Source organism: Lysinibacillus sp. FSL R5-0849 (genome assembly GCF_038595075.1).
GTDB lineage: Bacteria > Bacillota > Bacilli > Bacillales_A > Planococcaceae > Lysinibacillus > Lysinibacillus fusiformis.
Genome location: NZ_CP152004.1, coordinates 2,335,054 through 2,358,211 on the forward strand (window position 1 = coordinate 2,335,054; position 23,158 = coordinate 2,358,211).

Here is a 23,158-nt window from a genome sequence, read left to right on the forward strand (position 1 = left end):
AAGGGTGTCTTTAAACCGGTCTATTATTAATGATGCCATTATCCATATATGAAACTGAAAGGAAATGTGGTAATCGATTTGACGAATGTTAATCCGAATTAAGAAGAGGTGGAGTCAGATTTATGCGGATACAACGTTAAGGACAAACATACCCAAACCACGCTTTTTGGTGTATTTTCACTTCAACTTACGTGGCAGAATAATGAAAAATTAGTTAATATTAAAAATAAATATTTTTGTAAAGAAAAGGGGAGAAATTTATGTTTTCTAATGAAGAAAGAGAGTCTATTTATAAAGTTATTTATAATAGGAGAGATATTCGAAGTTTTTTATCAACTCCTATCCCTGAAAACATTATACTAAGAATATTAAATGCAGCTCATCATGCACCTTCAGTAGGATTTATGCAACCTTGGAACTTTATTTTGATTTCCACGGACGAAATTAAAGAAAAATTGGCTTGGGCAGCAGAAAAAGAAAGCAGAGCATTAGCTGTTCATTATGATGGGGAGAAAAAAATGAAATTCCTTGATTTAAAAATTGAGGGTTTAAAAGAAGCTCCTATAACTATTTGTGTTACATGTGACCCTACAAGAGGAGGTTCCCATGTATTAGGACGAAATTCCATTCCTGAAACAGATATATTATCAACAGCTTGTGCTATTCAAAATATGTGGTTAGCTGCTTGTGCTGAAGGACTTGGAATGGGGTGGGTAAGTTTTTATAAAAAGAATGATATTAGAGACATTTTAGAAATACCACCACACATCGATCCCATTGCTCTTATATCAATCGGTTATACTGAAAATTACCCAGAAAAACCCATTTTAGAGTTAGCTAATTGGGAAAAAAGGCGTTCTTTAGAACATCTTATTTTTGAAAATAAATGGGGACAAAACTAAAAACTTATTAATCTATCAGGGTGCGTTATGGGTAGTTTTGGAACACAAAAAAAGCTAATTCTTCCTTAAAGATTGTAAAGCAATTATAATGGGTAATTTACGTATCCATGCCCTCCTCCTCGTCAAATAATTTTAATTTACATAATATAAATACTTTTGTCACAACTTTCTAGTTATTGGATGGTTCCTATAAATTATCGTTCAAAAGGGGATTATTCGTTTAAATAATGTTAATTATCGTTTAATGTAGATTTGTCCCATATTCATAAAAATTATTTTAAGAGAGATGAACTTAGCTTGTTGTTAAAGAATCACGATTCAAGTTCATAAGAAAATATATATTGAGATTCTAAAACGGGAATACTTGAAGAGTCGAACATACAAATTTGTATGTTCGACTCTTTTTACACATTATATAGAACCAATGGATAACTTTTTTTATATAGTTGAATTGACTCAGAAAAGATTACTAAAGGATTGAAAGTAGCGACAAGTAATAAATTTGATACTCTAATTTTTAAAAAGTATTTAAAAAAGGTGTTGATTATGATCTTGCAAAATCTAATAAAAGACAAAAGTGAAGCAGCCTAGGTTCATTTAAATAAATTTAAACAAGTGTTAATGAACACTTTAAGGAAAAAAATAAAAAGGGTCACTTGGGATAGGAGTGACCCTAAGTAACAAAATTCGGAGGTGTAAGGCTAAAATAGCTTTACTTTACTATCAATATGCGGTGATAGCGTAGTTTGTTTAGTTCATAGCCTGAGAAATAGATTTAAAAATAAAAATGCTCTGATATGATTCATAATTAACTTACCAAAATTTAAAGAATGACTTATTTTAATTTTTTATAAATTTAATCCAAATCTCTTTAATTCAATGAAAATACTTTCCAATTGTTTTCCTTTGTCTGTTAACGTATATTCCACACGAGGGGGAACCTCCGGGAATACCTTTTTATTCAATATCCCATGATCTTCTAGTGTCTTAAGACGGAGTGAAAGTGTTTTCGGGCTAATTCCATTCATTGATTTCAATAGGTCACTGAATCGCATTGTTCCTTCTATAAGCAGATCGCGAATAATTAAAAAAGTCCATTTAGTCCCAATCACGTCGAGCGTTTTAGCAATGGGGCAAGTCTCATCTGGTGCTCCTTTGGTTAATATTACTGGCTCAATAACACTCATATGAAACATCCTCCCGAAAAATTTTTTTGTTTAATTCACCTTATCATATCACAATAGTATACTTTCAGAAACTTTATGAAATAAATATCACTACTTCCATAAATGAAGTTACTATATTTATAATATCGTTGTACTTATAATTTCATCCCTTATTGAGGAGGTGACTAAAATTATTGCAAGAAATCAACGAAACAAACTACCGTTTGCTCTCATTGCTATATAAATCAATGCTTTGCTATTGAGACATAATCATGAGTATCTTCCGGATGAAGCAAACGATTTGAATTTTACCTTAAGTGCAGTAGGGTTATCAACTACACGCTAGGCAGTTTTTTTAGAAATCATATAATTGAAGGAGCTAGATAAAGATGAAAAATATACTTATAATTAACGGTCATCAGAAGTATAGTTCAGCAGAGGGGAATTTAAACCAAACATTGATGAACAAAATGGTCAGTTTTTTAAGTGAAAAAAACAATGTAAAAACAACAATTATTCAAAAAGGATATAAAATCGAAGAAGAACAACAAAAATTTATATGGGCTGATATTGTCATTTACCAAACACCTATCTATTGGTTCAGTGTCCCCGGCTTATTGAAGTCCTATATGGATGAAGTATATGCTTATGGTTTATTTTTTAGGGGTGCCGATCAGTATGGAAAAGGCGGGTTGTTGACTGAAAAGAAATATATGTTTTCGACTACCTGGAATGCTCCTGAAAAAGCATTTAACGATCCAAGTCAATTTTTTGAAGGGAGCAACCTAGAAGATGCATTAAGTCATTTACATCGTATACATAAATTTCTCGGAATGAAGCCTTTAAAGAGTTTCTCTTGTTATGATGTAGTCAAAAATCCGAAAGTTGAAAAGTTTGTATCTGAACTTGATTTACATCTGCAAGAGGTATTGAATTTTTAATCTATTAAGTAAACGTATAAGGGGAGAAAAACATGTTAAAAGATAAAAAAGTTGTAATTATCGGTGGAAGCTCTGGGATTGGTTTGGAATCAGCTAAACAGCTAATAGCTCATGGGGCAGAAGTAATCATTGCCAGCCGTTCCGAAGATAAATTACGGAATGCCAAAGAGCAGCTAGGAGATAGAGCAACGGCTTATACTCTAGATACAACGCAAGAACAGCAAGTTCAGTCTTTCTTTGAAAAGATCGGCCAGTTCGATCATCTTGTGGTAAGCGCGGCAGAAACATCCGGCGGGTCATTCCTCCAAACGGATACAGCCCAAGCCCGAAAACTATTTGAAAACAAATTCTGGGGACAATATTATGCAGCGAAATACGGTGCTTCGAAAATTTTACCAAACGGTTCAATCACTTTGTTCTCTGGGGTTGTAGCCTACAAGTCTATGGTTGGCTCAGCAATTCTAGGTGCAGTCAATGCGGCTATTTCGAATCTAGGCCAGACTTTGGCTTTAGAACTTGCTCCGATCCGAGTAAACATCGTTTCACCTGGAATAATTGATACACCTTCCCGTAGCAAAATGGCAGAAGAAGCACGTAATAACTTCTATAATGCAGTTGAAAACAAACTCCCTGTGAAACGAATAGGAAGAGCTGAAGATGTTGCACAAAGCGTACTATACTTGCTACAAAATGGTTTCGTGACTGGAACCGTTCTTCATGTAGAAGGCGGTCACATTTTAACTTAGGTGTTGGATTAACTCCAAGTACTTTTTTTGAATAATATCCAAAATCAAACGTGATTCGAGACACTAAAGAAACTGTAATACTTAATATTTCAAATGGAATCCCACTTAAATCAATAACTGTAATATTTGCTTCACTACCAGAACTGTATCCCATAAAAGTTCTTAGAGTTTCTTCAAATGATATATGATGAATTGCTTTACATTGAGAGAACGCTTGAAAAGCGCTTTGGTAGACCTCATGTGAAAATAAAATATGTACAAACGACGAAAAGAATATGAAATTGAAGGGAATTTTAGAAACTGCATAAATTTTTATGCAGTTTTTTCTTTACTTTCAAATAATTATTTTGTAAGATAAAGCCAAATTCAAAAGTGGCCAGACCACTTTTGAATTCATTCAGTAAGAGACGCCATCATCTGAAAATGGTGGATTTTGTTTCTTTTTAGTAGGTTTCCAAACACCTACTGAATGAAGATAAAGCCTTTGGATGCATTGTTTATCTGCGCGAAAGGAAAGCGACAGTAATAATTATTCCAAGGCGAATAGATTGACCGAGGAGTTGATCGTATGGATAAAAAAACCAAACAAAAGAAAGAGTTTTTAGATATCGTCCAACAATTACGACAACTTATTAAAATAGTAAAAATACAGGCTGGTGAAACGTCACCTTCCGAAAGAGTCCTTTCAGACGTCTAGGTGTCGGGCGATCCTCTGTGAGAGAGGCATTGCGAAGTTTAGAGTTATTAGGTCTTATTGAAACGAGACATGGGGAAGGTACGTTTCTAGCTTCTACAAAAGCATCAGCTCGTAGAAATATTGTCGATGTTTATATTAGAAGATGAAAAATCAAAAAGGATTTCGAATTAACGCGACAATTCATGAAAAGGAAGCCATTCGCATTATAAGTTGTACAGAAACTCTGCGAGCACTACCAGTGTGGGGCAGTTTTTTTGTAAAGCTAGAGATAGAAAGTACGATGAATTGTCGGGATGTTTTACGAGAAATAATCATCACGTAAGGAAATCGTCTTTCACTAAAAGTCTGGTTTCAGTTAGTAGTTTATGGCGATGACCGTTTAAATCGAAACTCAACAGAAGAAGAAAAATTAATCATTCAAACTATGTTGAAATCGATGCAACTTGGCTATGAAAAAGAAGCATTTAAAGCTTACGAACAGTGGATGAATGCTGAACAAGGCATTTAGACAACAAAGGGGGAGTCAAACATGGCAATACGTAGCTTTTTTAGTAAAAAGAAAGAGGACGGACAGGAAAAGGGATTTCCAGAAGGACTTATGACAAAATGTCCAGAATGCCGTCACATTCAGTTAACAAAGGAATTAGAAAAAAATCATAAAGTGTGTACAAAATGCGACCATCATTTCAAAATGACTGCACAGGAGCGCGTAGCATATTTCTTAGATGAAGGTTCATTTGTTTCAATGGATGATCATTTACAAACAAGTAATCCACTTAATTTCCCTGATTATGTAGAAAAAATTTCAGTGGCTAAACAACAAACGGGATTAAGCGAAGCTGTACTGACTGGCGTAGGTACTCTTGATGGAGAAGAAATTGTTGTAGCCATTATGGATTCTCATTTCCGTATGGGCTCAATGGGCTCCGTTGTAGGAGAAAAAATCACACGTGCCGTTGAAAAAGCTATTGAATTACGTGTACCGGTTATTATCTTTACTGCTAGTGGTGGAGCGCGCATGCAAGAAGGTATTCTATCATTAATGCAAATGGTAAAAACGAGTGTGGCATTAAAACGTCATAGTGAAGAAGGACTATTATTTATTTCGATCATGACGCACCCTACTTACGGTGGCGTTTCAGCAAGCTTTGCTTCTGTTGGAGATATTAATATTGCGGAACCACAAGCATTGATTGGCTTTGCTGGTCGCCGTGTCATTGAAGAAACATTAAGAGAAAAATTACCAAGTGATTTCCAAAAATCAGAGTTTTTACTAGAGCATGGTCAGCTTGATGCAGTTTTCCATCGGAAGGATTTACGAAATCAAATAGTAATGCTTGTAAAAATGCATACAAAAGGCGGTGTGCAACATGTCTAAAAATTTAGCTTTTGAAGAACCAGTAATACAATTACGAGAAAAAATTGATGAATTAAAAACGATTGCTACAGAGGCAGATGTAGATATGACAAGCGAAATCGAAAAGCTTGAAACACGTCTAACACAGCTAGAACAATCTATTTATGCCAATATGAAGCCATGGGATCGTGTACAGGTTGCTAGACATCCAGAACGACCAACAACTTTACAATATATAGAAGCTATGTGTGAAGACTTTATTGAGTTACATGGAGATCGTACATTTGGTGATGATGCAGCTATTCTTGGAGGAATTGCTTTCTTTGAAGGACAGCCCGTAACAATTGTTGGACATCAACGCGGAAAATCAACTAAAGAAAATATTCGACGAAATTTTGGTATGCCACACCCTGAAGGATATCGTAAAGCATTACGCTTAATGAAGCAAGCTGAGAAATTTAAGCGCCCAATTATTTGTTTTATTGATACAAAAGGAGCTTATCCGGGTAAGGCAGCCGAGGAACGCGGCCCAAGTGAAGCCATTGCCAGAACTCTTGCTGAAATGGCGATTCTAACAGTACCAGTTATTAGTATTGTTATTGGGGAAGGCGGAAGTGGGGGTGCCATTGCATTAGGCGTAGCTAATCGAGTCTTTATGTTAGAAAACTCAACGTATTCGGTTATCTCGCCTGAAGGGGCTGCATCGATCTTATGGCGAGATGGTAGCCTAGGGAAGCAAGCAGCAGAAGCAATGCGTATAACAGCACCTGACTTAAAAGAGCTCGACGTTATTGATGGAATAATCCCTGAAATAACTGGTGGTGCACACCGCAATGTTGCGAAGCAAGCATCCTATATAAAAGAATGTATAAGCGTCACACTAAAAGGATTGAATTCTCTAAATGGCGAACAATTAATTGAAGATCGCTATGAGAAATTCAGAAAGATTGGACAATATACAGAAGTTTAAATTCGTTGGTTATGGGACTTGTGAATTTGTTCGTAAAGAGATAAAAATTGTTTCTTAAATAAATTAATATCCTAATGATGGAAGAAAAAAGAGTTGTAGTTTGTAAAAAAGATTGATCATTTATAATAAAGTTCGATTATTTGTAATATAGTTTAATAAAAATAACTTCGCATTTAAATAAAACCCACGCATTTTGATCAAACTTTTTTCAAAATGCGTGGGTTTCTTCTATATCGAATAAACGATCTTCAACAATCGGGCAATTCGGTACTGCACCCCAAAAGTTAGGTGTCGAAACAAAAACTAAAAGGGTCACATAAAATTTTCGGAACGCCTATTTCTCCTTATAATATCGACTTAATAAATAAGTATTTATTATGGGTTTGCTTTTCAACATTAACTGTACAATGAAGAATATTTTCTTTACTTTAAGAAGCAAATAGGAGGTTTTTGTTTTAATGATCCTAATAAATATTGGATAAAGCGACGTACTTGGGTCTTGGTGATCTCATTTAAACAGGTTGAACAGCCATGGTCCGTTAAAAAGCTTAAGAAGAGCTGTAAATTGTATTCATAACTCGTAACCGTATTTTCCGAGTAATTTTTTTCAATCTCAATATACAATACAAATTCATCGATGGCTGCGTGTAGTTGCAAGTATAAAACCTCCAGATATCGTATTAAACAATAATTATTATCTGTACAAAATCATCCCATTATCGTAAAAAAGGAGAGTTATCGTTCACATGAAAATTATAAGGAACTTCAGAATTACAAGTCGAAAAGTACAGATATTATGGATAGTTGACGTATCTAAACCCTCCTCCTCGCCAAATAATTTTAGTTTACATAATATAAATTATAGGAAGTTATGTTTCATTGAAAAGTATACTAATAATAGTGAGACGGAATTAAATGTAAAAGGTCAGATAGTTTTGGACACTTGAGACAAATAGTTTTGGACACCAAAACTTTACATGAGGAAATATTGTATTTATCATTTAATTTCTAGTTTCAAAATTCTTTCTGTCCTTAAAAATAAAATAATTTCCTTGATTTTAAACCTTTAGTTTTGGACTTCTTAAATTTTTGGGACAATTAGTTTTAGACTACTTTTACATATATTGTAATTAAACTTTACTGTACAGCACTCTGATAAAAGAAAAGCATGTTATAAAGCATGCTTTTCTTTTATTACATATAATGCAGCTCCGGTATCACTTAAAACTGCTAGTCATAGCGTAAGCTCTCCAAGGAAAAACAACACTAAAGCAATAACCCCATTAAAGATAATGTTTAGTTTAATAATCATTAAAGCTTTAATTTAGAGTAATTAAATGTATTGGAACTTTTACAAAAAATTCAATCAAATAAATGAGTCTTATTCAACTAAAGCCACCATCATTTCACCTGCTCTTTTAATCCAAGATAGTCATTGATGGCAAATAATAAAGAATCCAGCTCTCTCTTAGAGCGACGATTAGAAAATTCACCTAGCAAATTAACAGTCAATTGGTCTTCTATTATTGCATCTGTGTGAACCAATTCTTTTGTCGTAATACCCATTATCCTAGCAAATTGTTCAATGCGTTCCGATTTTAGAGTACAATCTCCTTTTAACATAAATCCTACAAGTGCTTTACTTACACCTAATTGTTTAGCAAACCATTCATGGGATTTATCCTCAGCCACTAACCAATTTATTATTTTGTTTATTACGATGTCGTTAGTTTTCATATCATACTCACCACCTATCAATAAAAATCTTATCATTCTATATAGTCATTCATAAAGTTTTAATTCATTCAATGGAAATACACGAAGTATTATAAAGATTGAAACTATATTTCAAAGCTACTTTCTTCTTTCCATTAAGACTGTATCATGCCATTTCCCATGTAACTGAGCAATTTTTTCTCTAGTTCCAACTATTCTAAAGCCCATTTTTTTATGTAATTGAATACTTGATGTATTGATGGCAAAGATAGATGATTGAAGTGTCCAAAATCCTGCCTTTTCACTCTCTTCAATTAGTTTTTTGAAAAGCTCTGAAGCAATGCCCTTCCCTTTATGATCACTCGATATATAAACACTAACTTCTCCAACTCCAGAATAAACAGCACGTGTAGAAACCGGTAAAATGCCAATCCAACCAACCACTATATTGTGGTATTCTGCTACAAAACGCAATGTTGAATGATGTCCTTCATCCCACACTTGTTCACTTGGTACTTCCGTTTGAAAGGTTGCCATTCCAGTTTCGATTCCTTCTTTATAAATCTTTAATACCTCTTGTAAATCCTTATTTTCCATTTTACGAATAATAAGTTTGTCCATTCCATTTCCCCCCTTGAATATTTTAAAAGGACTGCTAGCTTTCGCTAACAGTCAAATTATTAACAACATGTATTTGATTGATTGACAAGATTAATACTACATACGCCTGTTTCTGGTAATTCTAATTCCACACGTTTCGACGCTTCTTCATCCCCTGATAAATAAGCTGTTATTGAACGAACCTGTTCGTAGCCAGTTGCCATTAAAAATGTTGGTGCACGTCCATAACTTTTAGCTCCTACTATATAGAAGTCCTTTTCAGGTTGGCGTAGTATTTCTTCACCATGCGCTCTTACTGTGCCACAACTATGCTCATTAGGATCAATTAGTGGCGCTAATGCTTGCACACTTTCTGTTGCTGTATCAATAGATAAACGCAGTTCATTGTTCATGGTAAAATCAGGTCGATTTCCTGCATTAACAATAAGTTCATCGAATCCTGTAAGTACTTTTTGTTCTCCATTAATAGTACCTACAATATGGATATTCTCTTCTTTTTTCACTTGTGAAATATAGAAAGGTGTTACTACCTCAATCTTTCCTGTATCTACTAACTCATGGATGCGAATACCGAGTGCGCCACGTGCTGCCAACGCATCTTTTTCCTCCCCGCCATAGGCTTCTTCTACAGATCTTTTACGCATAATCCACACAAGCTTTGTTGAAGGATTATCTTTTTGTAATTCAGCCAAAGCTAATAAGGTATTGATCGCTGAATGACCACCACCAATGACAGCAACCTTCTTATTTGCATATCTCTTAGGATTTGTATTTATATCTGGAATACCATACTCAATGTGTTCTGCTAATACTTTCTCATTTTTCAGCCAAACACCTGTAGAATTTGCTGGGTTTGGGTTCCCCCATGTTCCCGTTGCATCGATAACTGCTTTTGCCTCAATAATATCGATGTCATCCTCTTTTTCAACATATATATTAAAGGACTGATATAATCGATTTTTTGATTTCATTTTATCATTTAATTGTCTTGAAATACCTACTACTTTTGAGTTCAATCGGATACTTGGTTTTATTTGTGTTAACTCTGCCAAAGGTTTTAAATAAAGATCAATTAACTCATGCCCCGTAGGTATTGTTTCTAAGTTAGGTTCTACCCAATTAGACCCCTCTAATAATGATTTAGCAGCTTTATTGATGTTATAACGCCATGGAGAAAATAATGTGACATGCCCCCAAGTACGAATATTGTGTGCTATTTCATTGCCAGCTTCAAGTAAAATAAATGACTGGTTTTGCTCTATTAAATGAGCAGCAGTAGCTAACCCGATAGGACCTGCACCAATTATGACAATCGGTAAATTCTTATTGGAATTATTAACAGTCTCTTGGACTTCAATGTCCTGAGCAGGAGTACAACAAGATTGATTTTGATTGATTACTTTTAGTGTTTTCATCGTTAACTTCCCCTCTTTTTTCTATATATAAGCATTCCCTTATGTAAAATATATTTTTTACGTCTAGCAGTAAGCTAGACGTAATTTATTTAAGCTTTTGTGATAATAGTTAACACACTTCAATTTTACACATGATTTTATCAATTTCTTTTATAGCTTTTTCAAATTGCAACCATGTAGAAGTGCCGTAATGATCCATATCTCCTTTAAAGAAGAAATCAAAAGCAAACTCTTTAGCCTGTATCAATGTGCATTCTCTACTATTCATAATTAACTTTAAATACGCGATAAAATAATCTTTAGTTAATACGCTAGCATGGTTTACTGTCATTATTGTATCCTCCATTCAATGGATTGAATAATTGCTACGACAGACAGTATATTTAAGATCACTCGTTAGCAAGATGTCGGTGAGTATCCAACTAATACTAAACCTAGTTCACCATTCTCTTCTTCTGCATGGATCGTAACATCTGTTAATTGCGGTGCAATATCAGGATGAATTGCGACTTCGATACCTTCAATTGTTTGAATTGCATCTTCTTCTGCTGGTGCTTCTAAGCCTACACCTAAATTAAATCCACAGCAGCCTGCAATACCAAAGAAACGAAGCGTTTTAACCTCTGAATCAGCTAATACCTGTTCTAAATAATTTTTACCTTCTGGACTCATTTTCATTTTATTTTCTCTCCTCTCCTTTTAATTCATGTAAGCCTTGTGTTCCAACCGGTGGCGTTTTTACCCATGGAATGGCCACAAATTGATTATTGCTGATGGATCTAACTTCTTTTAGCCATTTCTTTTCAGCTTGTTGCTTTTGAATTAATGTTGGACTTGTTGTATAGATAGATGAAAATGTCTGATTAACAACCCACCAATCAACAGATAATCCAGCACGGTGTAAATCTTCTTGTAAACGCGAAGCTTCATAAACAGGTGTTGCTTCAGGAAGAGTTACAATGGCAACACTTGTATAAGAAGCATCACGCAACCTTGGTAACAGGTTAGAAACAGCTGGAGGAATATCCCCTTGCGAACGGTTTATTTCCCGATGATAAGCTTCTGTTGCGTCTAGTAAAAGCAACGTATGCCCTGTTGGTGCGGTATCAATAATAATGACTTCATCTTGATGATTTTCTACAACGTTAGCAAATGCTCTGAATACAGCTATTTCCTCTGTACAAGGAGAAGCCAAATCCTCTTTCACAAATGCTAAACCTTCCTCATTCATCGTTTCACTTGCCTTTGCAAGCACTTCTGCTTCATAGTTTGCCACTTCTGCTTTTGGATCAATACGACTAATCGTTAAATTTTTAACGTTGTCATCACCGAATGTCCAATCGAGGTGTGCGGCGGGATCTGTTGTAGTTAAATGTACATGAGTACCCTCTTCTGCTAATCGTAATGCAATATAAGAAGCCACAGTTGTTTTTCCAACACCACCTTTACCCATCGTAAAAATGAGTTTCGGTTTACGTTCTAAATAATCTGCAATCATTTCTTCTATCTCAAGAATCTTAGTTTCTTCATTTGATTCATCTTCATGTATAACTTCTTGGTCAGTCGTCCATGCTTGCATACGCTCAATACTTGATAATGAGTACGGTACAAAAGGTAAGTAGAAATGCTCAAATTTATTTAGTTCTTCAGGAATTTTTGCTATTGCATCAGCTTGACGCGCAATGAAAGCCTCTTCGATATCATCATTAGAATTGGCATTGCTCATATATCCATTAATTAGTAGAGTCTGATTTTGAATGCCTATTTCAAACAATTCGTGAGAAGCACGTGCTGCTTCCTTTAAAGGATTTTCTTCTGGGCGTGTCACTAGCATTAACGTTGTTTGATTAGCATTCTTTAAACGTTCAACTGCCTCTTTATAGACTTCACGTTGTGGTTCTAGCCCTTTTAAAGGACCTAAACATGAAGTGCCAGTCGTGTTATCATCTAGAAACGTAGACCATGCAGAAGGCAATTGTAATAATCGTAACGTATGCCCTGTAGGTGCTGTATCAAACACGACAGTGTCAAAATTTTCAATCACTGAAGTATTAGTCAATAGTGATGCAAATTCATTAAAGGCAGCTATTTCTACTGTGCAAGCACCAGAAAGTTGTTCCTCCATATTTTGTAATACCACTTCAGGTAGTTTTCCACGGTACGGCCAACCATTTGTTCTTTGTAATGCTGTGCCGCCTGTTCAGGGTCCAAATTTATTGCAAATAAATTGTCTATGCCTTCAATTTTTGTTGGACTATTAGAAAGCGTTTGGCCAAAAATATCTTGTAAGTTGGATGCGGGGTCTGTACTAATTAAAAGTACCTTTTTCCCTTCCTTTGCAATGGCTATTGATAGGCTACAAGCAACCGATGTTTTCCCAACGCCCCCTTTCCCCGTGAAAAACAGGAATGGGGTGTCAGGGAAATGAATTCTTGTAAAGCGTTCCATCTTACGCATCTCCTTTTAGTGACAAGCGTACTTTTGGCTTTTGTAGTAATTCGTCTTCTGAAAGTCCTGACCACTGTGAAAATTGTTCATTTGTTGGATAGATTCCTTTGCAAAGTAATTCTCCATCCACAAACGTTGCAGGCAAGGCATCCATTCCTTCTGACACTAATAGTTGATTGATTGCTTCGTTTTCTACAAAAGCATTTGGCTCGTTTGTAAGATTAAATCTTTCAGCTTCTATGTTTGTTTTCTTTAAATTATTCATAATAAATGACATTCGCAATAATTCTGGGTCTATAGAGGGTCCACATAAGCCTGTAGAACAGCACATTGCTGGCTCATAGATATGAATTTTTTTCAATTTATTTCAGCTCCTCAGCTACAAATTGTTCAATTCGTTTGCCAATTGCGTCACGTATATTTTGGAATACAGTCCATTTTTCCTTATCTGTACCTGTTGCTTTCGCAGGATCTTCAAATCCCCAATGCTCACGACGAACGTGAGGAGGTGTCATTGGGCATTTATCAGCTGCATCCCCACATAACGTGACAACTAGTGTGGCATTGTTTAATGTCTCAAAATCAATTAAATCGGATGTATGATTTGAAATATCCACCCCTACCTCCGCCATCGCTTTAATAGCATTCGGATTTACGCCATGTGCTTCAATACCAGCACTTTTAACTGTCCAATTGGTAGGTAGTAATTTCTTTGCCCATCCTTCAGCCATCTGACTTCGACATGAGTTTCCCGTACATAAGAAATAAAGTGTGTGTGTCATAGTAATTGCTCCTTATAATTTAATGGTTTTAAAGTATTTTTTCTGCCAACGTAAGGCAACCCATACAAGTCCAATGAGGACCGGCACTTCCACTAGTGGTCCAATAACAGCGGCAAATGCCACGCCACTGTGCAGGCCAAACACACCCACTGCAACAGCAATTGCTAACTCGAAGTTGTTGCTTGCAGCTGTAAAAGAAAGAGCTGCTGTGACAGGATAAGATGCCCCAACTTTACGGGAAGAGAAGAATGACACAGCAAACATGATCACAAAGTAAATAAATAATGGAATAGCAATTCGCACTACATCAAGTGGCAGTTCTACTAATTGCTCACCCTTTAAAGCAAACATCATCACAATCGTGAACAGCAGTGCAATTAAAGTAAGTGGTGAAATTTTCGGTAAGAACTTTTCTTCATACCACTGTTTTCCTTTTGCTTTAATTCCTATCCATCGTGTGAGGAACCCTGCAGCAAATGGTATACCTAAGTAAATTAGAACGCTCTTTGTAATCTCCCACATAGAAATGGATACATGGAAATTCTCTAAACCAAACCAACCAGGTAATACATTTAAGAAAAAGTAAGCAAAAATAGAATATGTTAAAATTTGAAAAATCGAGTTAAATGCAACTAAACCAGCTACATATTCACGATCTCCACGCGCTAAATCATTCCACACAATGACCATCGCAATACAGCGAGCTAAACCAATCATAATCAATCCAGCCATGTATTCAGGATAATCGTGCAGGAAGATGATAGCTAAAAAGAACATTAAGAACGGGCCTAGTAACCAGTTTTGTAAAAGTGATAGTAATAGCACTTTCCAATCCTTAAACACGCGCCACATTTCTTCATACTTTACTTTAGCTAATGGTGGATACATCATGATAATTAACCCTATAGCAATCGGTATGGACGTTGTGCCAATAGACATGGACTCTAACACTTCACCAACATTAGGCATGGTGATACTTAATACAACACCTATTCCCATCGCAACGAATATCCAAAGGGTAAGGTAACGATCTAAAAAAGAAAGCTGCTTGGTTAAAGACTCATTACTCATGATCAGATCCCCCTACATGGCAGCAATCGGTTTCACAATTGCACCCCTTTAAAGGTTGAATTTGTTCTAAAATGCCCTTCATCAGTGGCGTTTGATCTTCTACTAAACGGTAATGTTTCCAAGTCCCTACTTTTCGTTCCGTAATAATGCCTGCCTCCTTTAATTTTCGTAGATGTTGACTAACAGCTGGTTGTGATATTCCAAGCACATCCACAAAATCACATACACATACCTCCCCATTTTTCATGCATGCAAGTAATTTAATGCGATTTAAATCTGCTGCTGCTTTTAGTTGTTTTTCAATTAGTGTGTTTTCCATTTATCTGCACTCCTTATATAACTGTTTTCTTATATATTGGTTTAAATAAAATCACCTCGTAAGAAGGTGACATAATCATTATATAACTATATTCTTATATTATGATTTATTGTTTTGAATTGCAACAGATATTTACCCAATTTGAAAATTTCTTTTTATGTAGCTTTGTAATTTTGTTTGATCAAAAAAATCTCACAAACCAGTATTTTTCAATAAATAAAAACGACTCCATTTTGAAAAAAATCGATCAAAATGGGGTCTTATTTTGTAATACTAAGGTTGATTATTTCATTCCTATGTTGTTCAACAAGCGCGCCCGATTGTTGAATAAGCCAATTATGAAATTTAGTTATTTCCAATGTAACCAAGTGCGTCGAATTTCTTACACTTGATCATTCCAATACCAAAACATCAACTGATATTCATCTACTTGTTTTAAAGTATTATCTGTATCGTAGGCATTTAAATATTTCCATTTAAATTAATAGTATCGAAATTTTCCTCTTCTATGCATAATAATAGCTTGGTTTAATCACATGTCATTTTAATCATTCTATTGTTTTTCTATGTTTCGATAATAAATTTCGTTTAAGTAATTCCTGCCTAATTTGACCTTTTGCGAGTTGATTTTTAGTATTGCTTTTCTCTACTAAAATATCTGATAATAGTGCTATTAATTGTTCCTGTTCCAATTTAGGCATTGTAAAGAATGCTTGATAATAAAGTAATTTTGCTGTAATTATTTCTTTAATTAAAACTGATTGTGTATTTTTAAATAGAATTTGGAATTTTTGGATATAACCTTCGAGCCTCAAATCACCATAAAGGCATATAAGTAATAGTTTTTCAAAATCAGTTTGTACTCTATCAATAAGTTTAGATATAACAACTTTTAGTTTTGGTGAACCTAAATCTTTAAGTATAGTTGCCTGCATTACTAAAGGTACTCCCAATGTAATCATATTCATAAAATCTTCATCCGTTTCAATTGATTTCCCATGTTCAATTTCCTCAGCTGCAGATCCATATAAAATTTTATAAAGTAAACCTATTAAAATACTGTATTTCTCTATAGAAATTTTAAGTGCATCGATTTTTAGTTCCACTTCAACTAACTCACAATTTTTAAGTACGTTTGAATAAAGCATCAGGTTGTAAATAAAGTCCTCTTTAAATCTGTTTTTTCTTTCTTTAACATGAGTAGTTGAATCATCAGTAACCAAAGTATCATCTAAAATTATGTCTCTTTCATCCTCTGCTATCTTAATTGATTCAATTTTCTCAGTAACACTTTCACTGTCCTTAAGGCTTATTAAAAGCTCTTTTACCGGAAGATTTGATAATTCTCTTACATCAATAATTTTATCTAAGTCTTTAAAAGCTTCTAACAATCTTCCTTCAATAAGCTTTAAAACCCCATAACTTTTAGACTTTTGATTTAAACCGGTATAATAAATAATTTCATTTGCAAAGTCTAAATAGTTATTTTCATTTGTTATAAAGTTGTATAATTCACTATCTTCATTCATTTCATAGGCTAAAAAATATTCAAAAAAACAAGTAAATCTAAAATAGACGACATCACTAACTTTAAGGAGAATCCCTTTTTCAAAAAATGTTTCTTTTAATTTTGTGTCTATTTCTAATCCAATATTATTGAAATAACTTACAAATAGTTGCTCAAAAACAGGGGTTTCAATAAAATACTTATCATCCTTGATCATCTCTTTTGCAAGATATGCTAAAAAGTCTATTTTAATTTTAAAACCGATAGTTTCATATTTCCCCTCATCAGGATGTAATTTTTCAAGTAACGTTTCGATAAAATTCTCGATTACTGAAGCCTCATTAACCGGTGTAAAATTAGCCTCTTTTTCCAATATCCATAGCATTAAAGAAATAAACATTGGAGTTCTAGGTACACCTATTTGTTTCATGCTAGTCAAAACATAGTTGAGAATTTGATCCTCATCTACTTCTTTGAATGAAAACCAATTTTTCACTAATTGCCTTATTTGGCCTCTTCTAAAGGCGTTTATATAGAATGTTAAATATTCAAAACCTAGGTCAGGTAAATTTTTTACTTTTAATGTTTGTAGAATATCTTCTTTCATGGCAAGAATAAATCGATTCTGATTAAATAATGAGGTAAACTCTTTAAATTTAGTAATATTTTTATCATTTTTTAAATTAAAATTATCAATTAAGATAATGAAGTTCCCTTTTTCTAAATTTTTAATTACCTCAAAATCATTAATATCATAATTAATGAAAAAGCTTTGAATTGATTTTTGAAATACATTTTTCCCTTTTGGTATATCATTAAAATCAATAATAACCGGTATTTTATAATTATCATGTTTTCTTAAATAGTGATTGCAAATATAGTTAATTAAAGTTGTTTTACCCATTTCTTTTTTACCAATAAAAAGAACATTTTCTTCATTATTAAGAATATCGTTTAATTCTATGTCTTCTTCATTCATAATTTGTTCATTGGCTTTGTTACTATTCTCTGGTTTAGTAGTTAAAATAGGTAATACAAATATTTCATTAATATTTTTGGGCGCTAAAGAATCAGAAGCCACTGATAAAAGCTTATTATTTATGTCTGAGAATGCCCTCTCTTTTAATATCTTTCTAATTATAATGTTTTTTTTTAGTAGCCCATTATCATGTTTATTTGCTAAGTGAAATACACGCTTACCATCTTCTGCTATTCTCTCTGCCTTCCCAAATACCCTTCGTCCACCTTCAAAATATTCTCTAAATAAAACTTCAACTTCATTTGTAGAAAAATCAAGGTTAATTAGAGAGTACCCATTTAAATTTCTACCTTGAAATAAGGATGCGGTTTTAAGAAAAATTGTATTATGGCTATCAAAAGCTATATCTTTATAATTTTGTGAATGAATATGACCAGTTAATACCATATTAAATCCTGTTATTAACCTATCATATACAGACTCTCTATCAAATTCTTTTAACCACTCTAGAGGGTGATGTATCATAGCTATTTTATAATCACAATCTTTTAAATCTTCAATTGCATTATCAACTTGTCTTTCTCCTAAAAGGATTTTACCATAGTCATCTTCACCACCAAATGCACACCAAGATGAATTCAAACATGCTAATCCAATTTTAATATCTTCGTTATTATCTTTATTAAGAATATAAGTGGAGTAAAGCGGATTTTGTGTATGGGTGGATTGATTATTTCTATGCAATTCATCTCTAAAGTTATGGAATTTATCAAGTCTGACTAATAATTGTTTTTGTTGGTCAATACTATCTATAAATTTATTAAGAATATCTCTATCGTTAAACTTTCCAGACAAATCACCGTCTACAAATGAGTTTATAATATCTCTATCAACGTCGTGATTTCCCGGAACAATAAAAAATTCATTTTCTGTTAATCCTGTTAATTCTAGAATAGGTGAAATAAATCCCTCTTTAACAAAATTAAAACTTTCTTTATCACTTCCCCGATTTACTAAATCACCATTGAATAAAATATAATCGATTTTTTTTGCTTGTTTTTTAATATCCTCTTTTAATGCAGATAGAACAATACTTAAGTCTTTGACATATTTTTTGTCATAATGTAAATCCGATAAATGTAAAATTACTTTTTGCATCTTATCCTCCAATAGTTGTGTTTTAAAACAAAAAGATTAAGCATAAATATCTTTAATTATAATTTTTAAAGGCGGGGTTAAAGGTGAAACCAAGTGAAATAATAAAAAAAATAACTACTGTTGATGACAAAATTAAGATTAAAAAATTGTTGAGAGATCTTGCTAAAAAAGTTAAAGAGAATAATAAAATCGAATAATTATATTCTCCCATATAACAGTAAAATATTCACTATTTTTTTATAACTTCCCGTGTTTACAAAGTCGTGTAAAGAATTTAAGTTTATAAGAACATATTAATATATCCTTAAACGCGATTATTCAAATTGTTATTCTTGTGCATACATCATTTGTTCCTAAAATTAATCCTACTTAGACATATAACCCAGTAGACGTAGTATTACTATTTCTACATGGTTGGTTTGTTGAAAATAAGATTATTATTGGGCAAAATAAACAAGAAAGATTTTGTTAGACCCGTGTAAAAAATTGAAGGAAAATGATTTTAAAAATCAATTTATTTAGTATTAGGTTTTTGATTAAAGTAGATAGTGCACTTTTATTAAATTATTCCTATAAAATGAAGAACCAGCACATAACTTATATGCTGGTTGTTTTAGTTGAGTATAACTGAACTTGAAAGAAATTAGATTTCGCAACGCAACCCAGTTGGTTTTTATGTAATTCATTATTCCACAACCTGGCCCGTTTGTTGAACAAAAAAATCCTGTAAATCAACACAGGATTTTTAATAAACTTTATTATCAATGATCTATCTTTGTTTTAAATGATCAATTTTTTATAAAATACAATTACATCTTTATTTGGACTATTTAACAGTTAGATAAAATGATTAATTGGCTTATAACCATTAGTCATTAAACATAAAATTAGAGTACGCTCAATTAACTAAATGCACTCTTTAAAGATCATGTTTTAATTATTCTCCATTAGTATTTCTTTGGTAACACATTATGAAGAAGGCATACAACAAAAGCTTGATTTAGCCATGGCTTTGTTTAAGAGTTCAATTGAACGTAAAACAGTTTCTTTTTCGAAATCATTCAAATGCGAAAAAACTTCATTTAAATAATTGTTTATCATTTGATCAATTGTAGCAGCAAGAAATGTACCCTCCAGCGTTAATGACAAAATGTACACTCTTTTATCTGAGGTTAGAGGAGTTTTTTTGACAAGATTCATCTTAATAAGAGTTTGAATCTGTCTACTAAATGTAGTAATATCCATTCCTATTGCCTCTGCTATTTGTTGCATAGAAGGATTTTTTTGTTTGTCTATCTCATAAAGAATATGGCTCTGTATTGGTGTGATGTCAATTGATCCTACAGTACAACATGTTTTATTTAGTAAGGCAAACTTTTGAGTTAAAACTTGAAAAAGTTCACGTTTATTTTCCATTTAATCATCTCCTATATAGACATATATATTATTTATTTGCAAAATGCAACTAAAATACATTTAACTTTATTTGAAGATGTTTTCTCTATTCAAAAGTTTCTACTTTTCATGTGGTGAAGTAACTTTTTCACAACATATTCGGCATCTTTTCCCATCCCTCTTAAAGTTGCAGATGCAAATGATCGTTGTCCTTCTAGTCCCACAAAATACAATCCAGGGATAATGCTAATACCTGCCTTTTGTAAAGGCATTCCTTGCCCATCTAATGCACCGAGTAATTTCATATAGGGTAAATGTGGCCTGAATCCTGTGGCATAGATAATGGTATCTACAGGTTCCCTTTCTCCATCCGGCCAAATAACTCCATCTTCATAAAAAGAAGTAAACATTAACCGTTGTTCCGGATTTCCCTGACTAATTCGATCTTTATATCCACTTGTATCATTCACGGCATTTGTTCTGGGTGCAGTTTTTCCAAAACGCCAAAAAGGAAATGTATCAAAACCAATTATTTTCAGCCAGTAATGAATATCCAATCCCAGTAAACGTTGTTTTACAAATTTTATTGGTTGTCGTACTGAAAGAGTAGTTTTGCTAACCTCGGATAATTCAATAGCAATCTGCACAGCCGAATTTCCTCCTCCAATTACGATTATCCTTTGGTTGTGAAAGGGCTGTGTATTTCGATACTCTGAAGAGTGAAGTGTTTTCCCTTGAAAGATTTCTCTCCCTTGAATGTTAGGAATAAAAGGATTATTAAATGAGCCTGTAGCATTAATGATGGTATGAGCTTGAAATGTATCGCCTGAGACAGTTCGAACAGTAAAACCTATTTTATTTTTCTCGATCAAATCTACTTTCTGATTAACTAAAACAGGTAATTGAAACTTATTTTTATACTCCTGCAAATATCGAATAACTTCATCTCTTGTTGGATAACGATTCATATTTCCAGGAAACTTCATTCCAGGCAAAGAGGAAACACTTGCTGGAGAAAACAATTTTAGACTGTCATAATAACTTGGCCAAGATCCTCCAACCTGATTACTTGCCTCTAATATTAAAAACTCTAGACCACTTTTTTGTAAATGGTAACCTGTTGCAAGTCCACCCTGCCCTCCCCCAATAACGATTGTATCAAATATTTCTTTCATTCTTATTCCCCCTTATTTATTTGTATTTTGCAAGTATTAATGTAAAAAAATAGATATACATTGCCCTCAAATGTTGAATAAACGGTGTTCAAGATACTTATTTTGTCTTAACATAACACTTTAAGTTAAAGGCTTTGTAAAATATTTATAACGTAATTACTTGCAAAACGCAACTAAAATAATAAAAAAATAAACCACTCTACTGAGTGGATTATTGAAGTCTCAAATATAATTAATTTCCTGATTATTTCTCTTTTTTTTCATACGTATTAAATACTTCATTCGCAATATTTATTATTAACCGAACTTCAGCTTCATTTCTATCCTCTACTAGATTTTGTAATATCATAATCAAATCTTTTTTTTCAAAATACTTATTATTAAAATTCAGTGTATCAAAATTAACGATACTACTTGGCGTTTCTTCTAGGCCTTCAATAATCTTTTCTAAGGACTGTATGGTAATATTCCTATCTCCTCGTTCAACCCCAGCCACATACGAAGTTTGGAGACCACATTTTTCAGCCAATTCTTCTTGAGTAAGTTTCTTCAACTTTCGGATCTCTTTGATATTGCTACCAATTAATTTGACTAAACTTTCCACAAAATCACCTCACATTTAGACTATGTGAGGTTTGTACTATCTTACAGTTACATATAGTATAAATTTGATTGATATATGTACTTATAAGTACTATAATGTTTGAGTATTAAATTTTATTAAGGAGTTTTTATATGAATAATAACTTACCTTCAAATATAGCAATAGAAAATGTATTACAATCTAAGATGCGCGGTCGTGTTACTTACCAGGGCTTTGTCTCATCTCAAATTGCAGTCAACTTTTCATACTCCAAACTTTATAACGATCCTTCTGGCAAAGGATATCAACGCCCTATAGATAAAAAAAGATGTAAAGATTTTGCAAATTATCTTTCTCAAGGAGAAGAGGCACTTTACACACCGATTTTATTAAATGCTTCTGGAAATTGGGAGTTTCATGCATATGATGGTCAAAGAAGAAATTTTGGGAGATTAATATGTACTAAAAAAGCTACATTGATGGATGGGCAGCATAGATTGGGTGGAATTAGTGAATATATAAATGAAACATATAGTACACTAAACGTTCCATTTTTGGCCTTTCATTATTTAGATGAGGATGAAGAAATTAAATTATTTGATGTAATTAATTCCAAAGCTAAGGGTATTGGAACTTCACTAAGTCGGTATTTAAACAGGGATAATGATGACATTAGCTGGGTAGCTACAAACTTAATACTTAAGCCAGAGAGTCCCTTCTTTAGTAAAGGAACATTAATCGGAAGGAGAACTAAAGAAAAAAATGTAACATTGCAAAATCTGTACAACATCATAAAATTATTAACTAAAAAATCTTCTTTAGCAAATCTATCAAAAGAACGAAAACTAAATATTGCTTTATTTTATTTCAATTTAATAAAAGATTTGTTTCCAGAACAGTGGGATGATAATCAATTATATAGAATGACACATATTACTTGTCTAAATGCATTGGCGATTGTAGGAAATGAAATAATTAATGATAATTATTCAATGAAATCTCAACAACCTGATTCAGTTCAATTAACGAAGCTCTTAAGTAATTTGAAAGAAATTGATTGGTTATCTACTGGTAATTTGAAATATATAAAGGGAACTGCAGGCTCTAAAATGCTTGCAGAGGATATTTTAAATTGCTTAAGTTAGTTAAAATTACATTTAAGGCCATTATGTCCTCATGGGTATAAATAAATTGCTTTATAAATCAAATG

Annotated in this window: 21 protein-coding genes and 2 pseudogenes; 7 read left to right on the forward strand and 16 right to left on the reverse strand. The window is 33.2% G+C overall.

Going from position 1 to position 23,158, the window contains the following annotated elements:
• The first annotated feature begins 260 nt into the window (after window positions 1–260).
• Window positions 261–902: a 5,6-dimethylbenzimidazole synthase gene (gene bluB / locus MKY80_RS11410; RefSeq protein ID WP_090001461.1), complete on the forward strand. Its 642-nt coding sequence runs from the start codon at window positions 261–263 to the stop codon at window positions 900–902.
• Window positions 903–1,750: 848 nt separating this feature from the next.
• On the opposite strand, the gene MKY80_RS11415 is transcribed toward bluB, so the two are convergent.
• Window positions 1,751–2,089, reverse strand: a complete 339-nt coding sequence (locus MKY80_RS11415) for a helix-turn-helix domain-containing protein (RefSeq protein ID WP_342529218.1) — start codon at window positions 2,087–2,089, stop codon at window positions 1,751–1,753.
• Window positions 2,090–2,457: 368 nt separating this feature from the next.
• Here MKY80_RS11415 and MKY80_RS11420 point away from each other — a divergent pair, with 368 nt between their 5' ends.
• The 5 genes and pseudogenes from MKY80_RS11420 to MKY80_RS11440 all read left to right on the forward strand — a co-directional run bounded on the left by MKY80_RS11420 (window position 2,458) and on the right by MKY80_RS11440 (window position 6,779).
• Window positions 2,458–3,009, forward strand: coding sequence for an NAD(P)H-dependent oxidoreductase (locus MKY80_RS11420; protein ID WP_008177500.1), 552 nt, complete (start codon window positions 2,458–2,460; stop codon window positions 3,007–3,009).
• A gap of 32 nt (window positions 3,010–3,041) precedes the next feature.
• The gene (locus MKY80_RS11425; protein WP_008177498.1) at window positions 3,042–3,755 is read left to right on the forward strand and encodes an SDR family oxidoreductase; all 714 of its coding nucleotides are present in this window, start codon (window positions 3,042–3,044) and stop codon (window positions 3,753–3,755) included.
• A 568-nt stretch (window positions 3,756–4,323) separates the two neighbouring features.
• Window positions 4,324–4,960, forward strand: a pseudogene (locus MKY80_RS11430) (GntR family transcriptional regulator).
• Window positions 4,961–4,981: 21 nt separating this feature from the next.
• On the forward strand, window positions 4,982–5,830 hold the full coding sequence (accD, locus tag MKY80_RS11435) for an acetyl-CoA carboxylase, carboxyltransferase subunit beta (RefSeq protein ID WP_089986506.1): 849 nt from the start codon (window positions 4,982–4,984) through the stop codon (window positions 5,828–5,830).
• Window positions 5,823–6,779, forward strand: coding sequence for an acetyl-CoA carboxylase carboxyltransferase subunit alpha (locus MKY80_RS11440; protein ID WP_342529226.1), 957 nt, complete (start codon window positions 5,823–5,825; stop codon window positions 6,777–6,779). The genes accD and MKY80_RS11440 overlap by 8 nt, the downstream gene beginning before the upstream one ends.
• A gap of 423 nt (window positions 6,780–7,202) precedes the next feature.
• Here the strand turns inward: MKY80_RS11440 and MKY80_RS11445 are convergent, their stop codons facing one another.
• The 15 genes and pseudogenes from MKY80_RS11445 to MKY80_RS11515 all read right to left on the reverse strand — a co-directional run bounded on the left by MKY80_RS11445 (window position 7,203) and on the right by MKY80_RS11515 (window position 21,969).
• On the reverse strand, window positions 7,203–7,436 hold the full coding sequence (locus tag MKY80_RS11445) for a site-specific integrase (protein ID WP_043990338.1): 234 nt from the start codon (window positions 7,434–7,436) through the stop codon (window positions 7,203–7,205).
• A gap of 744 nt (window positions 7,437–8,180) precedes the next feature.
• Window positions 8,181–8,552, reverse strand: a complete 372-nt coding sequence (locus MKY80_RS11450) for an XRE family transcriptional regulator (RefSeq protein WP_342529230.1) — start codon at window positions 8,550–8,552, stop codon at window positions 8,181–8,183.
• Between the two features lie 81 nt (window positions 8,553–8,633).
• Complete coding sequence (locus MKY80_RS11455; RefSeq protein ID WP_328017074.1) at window positions 8,634–9,116, reverse strand: N-acetyltransferase family protein; 483 nt, start codon at window positions 9,114–9,116, stop codon at window positions 8,634–8,636.
• A gap of 59 nt (window positions 9,117–9,175) precedes the next feature.
• A complete protein-coding gene (locus MKY80_RS11460; RefSeq protein WP_342529233.1) occupies window positions 9,176–10,531 on the reverse strand; it encodes an NAD(P)-binding domain-containing protein in 1,356 nt (451 codons plus the stop codon).
• A 109-nt stretch (window positions 10,532–10,640) separates the two neighbouring features.
• Entirely contained in the window at window positions 10,641–10,862 is a 222-nt protein-coding gene (locus MKY80_RS11465; protein ID WP_342529235.1) for a hypothetical protein, read from the reverse strand.
• A 65-nt stretch (window positions 10,863–10,927) separates the two neighbouring features.
• A complete protein-coding gene (locus MKY80_RS11470) occupies window positions 10,928–11,209 on the reverse strand; it encodes a Fe-S cluster assembly protein HesB (RefSeq protein ID WP_342529237.1) in 282 nt (93 codons plus the stop codon).
• 1 nt (window position 11,210) lies between these two features.
• Window positions 11,211–12,979, reverse strand: a pseudogene (gene arsA / locus MKY80_RS11475) (arsenical pump-driving ATPase).
• A 1-nt stretch (window position 12,980) separates the two neighbouring features.
• On the reverse strand, window positions 12,981–13,340 hold the full coding sequence (gene arsD / locus MKY80_RS11480) for an arsenite efflux transporter metallochaperone ArsD (RefSeq protein ID WP_009370518.1): 360 nt from the start codon (window positions 13,338–13,340) through the stop codon (window positions 12,981–12,983).
• A gap of 1 nt (window position 13,341) precedes the next feature.
• The gene (gene arsC / locus MKY80_RS11485) at window positions 13,342–13,761 is read right to left on the reverse strand and encodes an arsenate reductase (thioredoxin) (protein WP_342529242.1); all 420 of its coding nucleotides are present in this window, start codon (window positions 13,759–13,761) and stop codon (window positions 13,342–13,344) included.
• A gap of 12 nt (window positions 13,762–13,773) precedes the next feature.
• A complete protein-coding gene (arsB, locus tag MKY80_RS11490) occupies window positions 13,774–14,832 on the reverse strand; it encodes an ACR3 family arsenite efflux transporter (protein WP_342529244.1) in 1,059 nt (352 codons plus the stop codon).
• The gene (locus MKY80_RS11495; RefSeq protein WP_328017067.1) at window positions 14,825–15,151 is read right to left on the reverse strand and encodes a metalloregulator ArsR/SmtB family transcription factor; all 327 of its coding nucleotides are present in this window, start codon (window positions 15,149–15,151) and stop codon (window positions 14,825–14,827) included. Before MKY80_RS11495 ends, arsB begins: the two co-directional genes overlap by 8 nt.
• A 548-nt stretch (window positions 15,152–15,699) precedes the next feature.
• Window positions 15,700–18,795 (reverse strand): metallophosphoesterase, encoded by a 3,096-nt coding sequence (locus MKY80_RS11500; protein ID WP_342529246.1) that lies wholly within the window; start codon window positions 18,793–18,795, stop codon window positions 15,700–15,702.
• Window positions 18,796–19,764: 969 nt separating this feature from the next.
• Window positions 19,765–20,211, reverse strand: a complete 447-nt coding sequence (locus tag MKY80_RS11505) for a MarR family winged helix-turn-helix transcriptional regulator (RefSeq protein WP_342529248.1) — start codon at window positions 20,209–20,211, stop codon at window positions 19,765–19,767.
• 89 nt (window positions 20,212–20,300) lie between these two features.
• A complete protein-coding gene (locus tag MKY80_RS11510) occupies window positions 20,301–21,365 on the reverse strand; it encodes an NAD(P)-binding domain-containing protein (protein ID WP_342529250.1) in 1,065 nt (354 codons plus the stop codon).
• A 244-nt stretch (window positions 21,366–21,609) separates the two neighbouring features.
• Complete coding sequence (locus MKY80_RS11515) at window positions 21,610–21,969, reverse strand: helix-turn-helix transcriptional regulator (RefSeq protein ID WP_328017063.1); 360 nt, start codon at window positions 21,967–21,969, stop codon at window positions 21,610–21,612.
• 131 nt (window positions 21,970–22,100) lie between these two features.
• On the opposite strand from MKY80_RS11515, the gene MKY80_RS11520 reads away from it, so the two are divergent.
• Complete coding sequence (locus MKY80_RS11520) at window positions 22,101–23,093, forward strand: DGQHR domain-containing protein (RefSeq protein ID WP_342529252.1); 993 nt, start codon at window positions 22,101–22,103, stop codon at window positions 23,091–23,093.
• The last annotated feature ends 65 nt before the right edge of the window (window positions 23,094–23,158 follow it).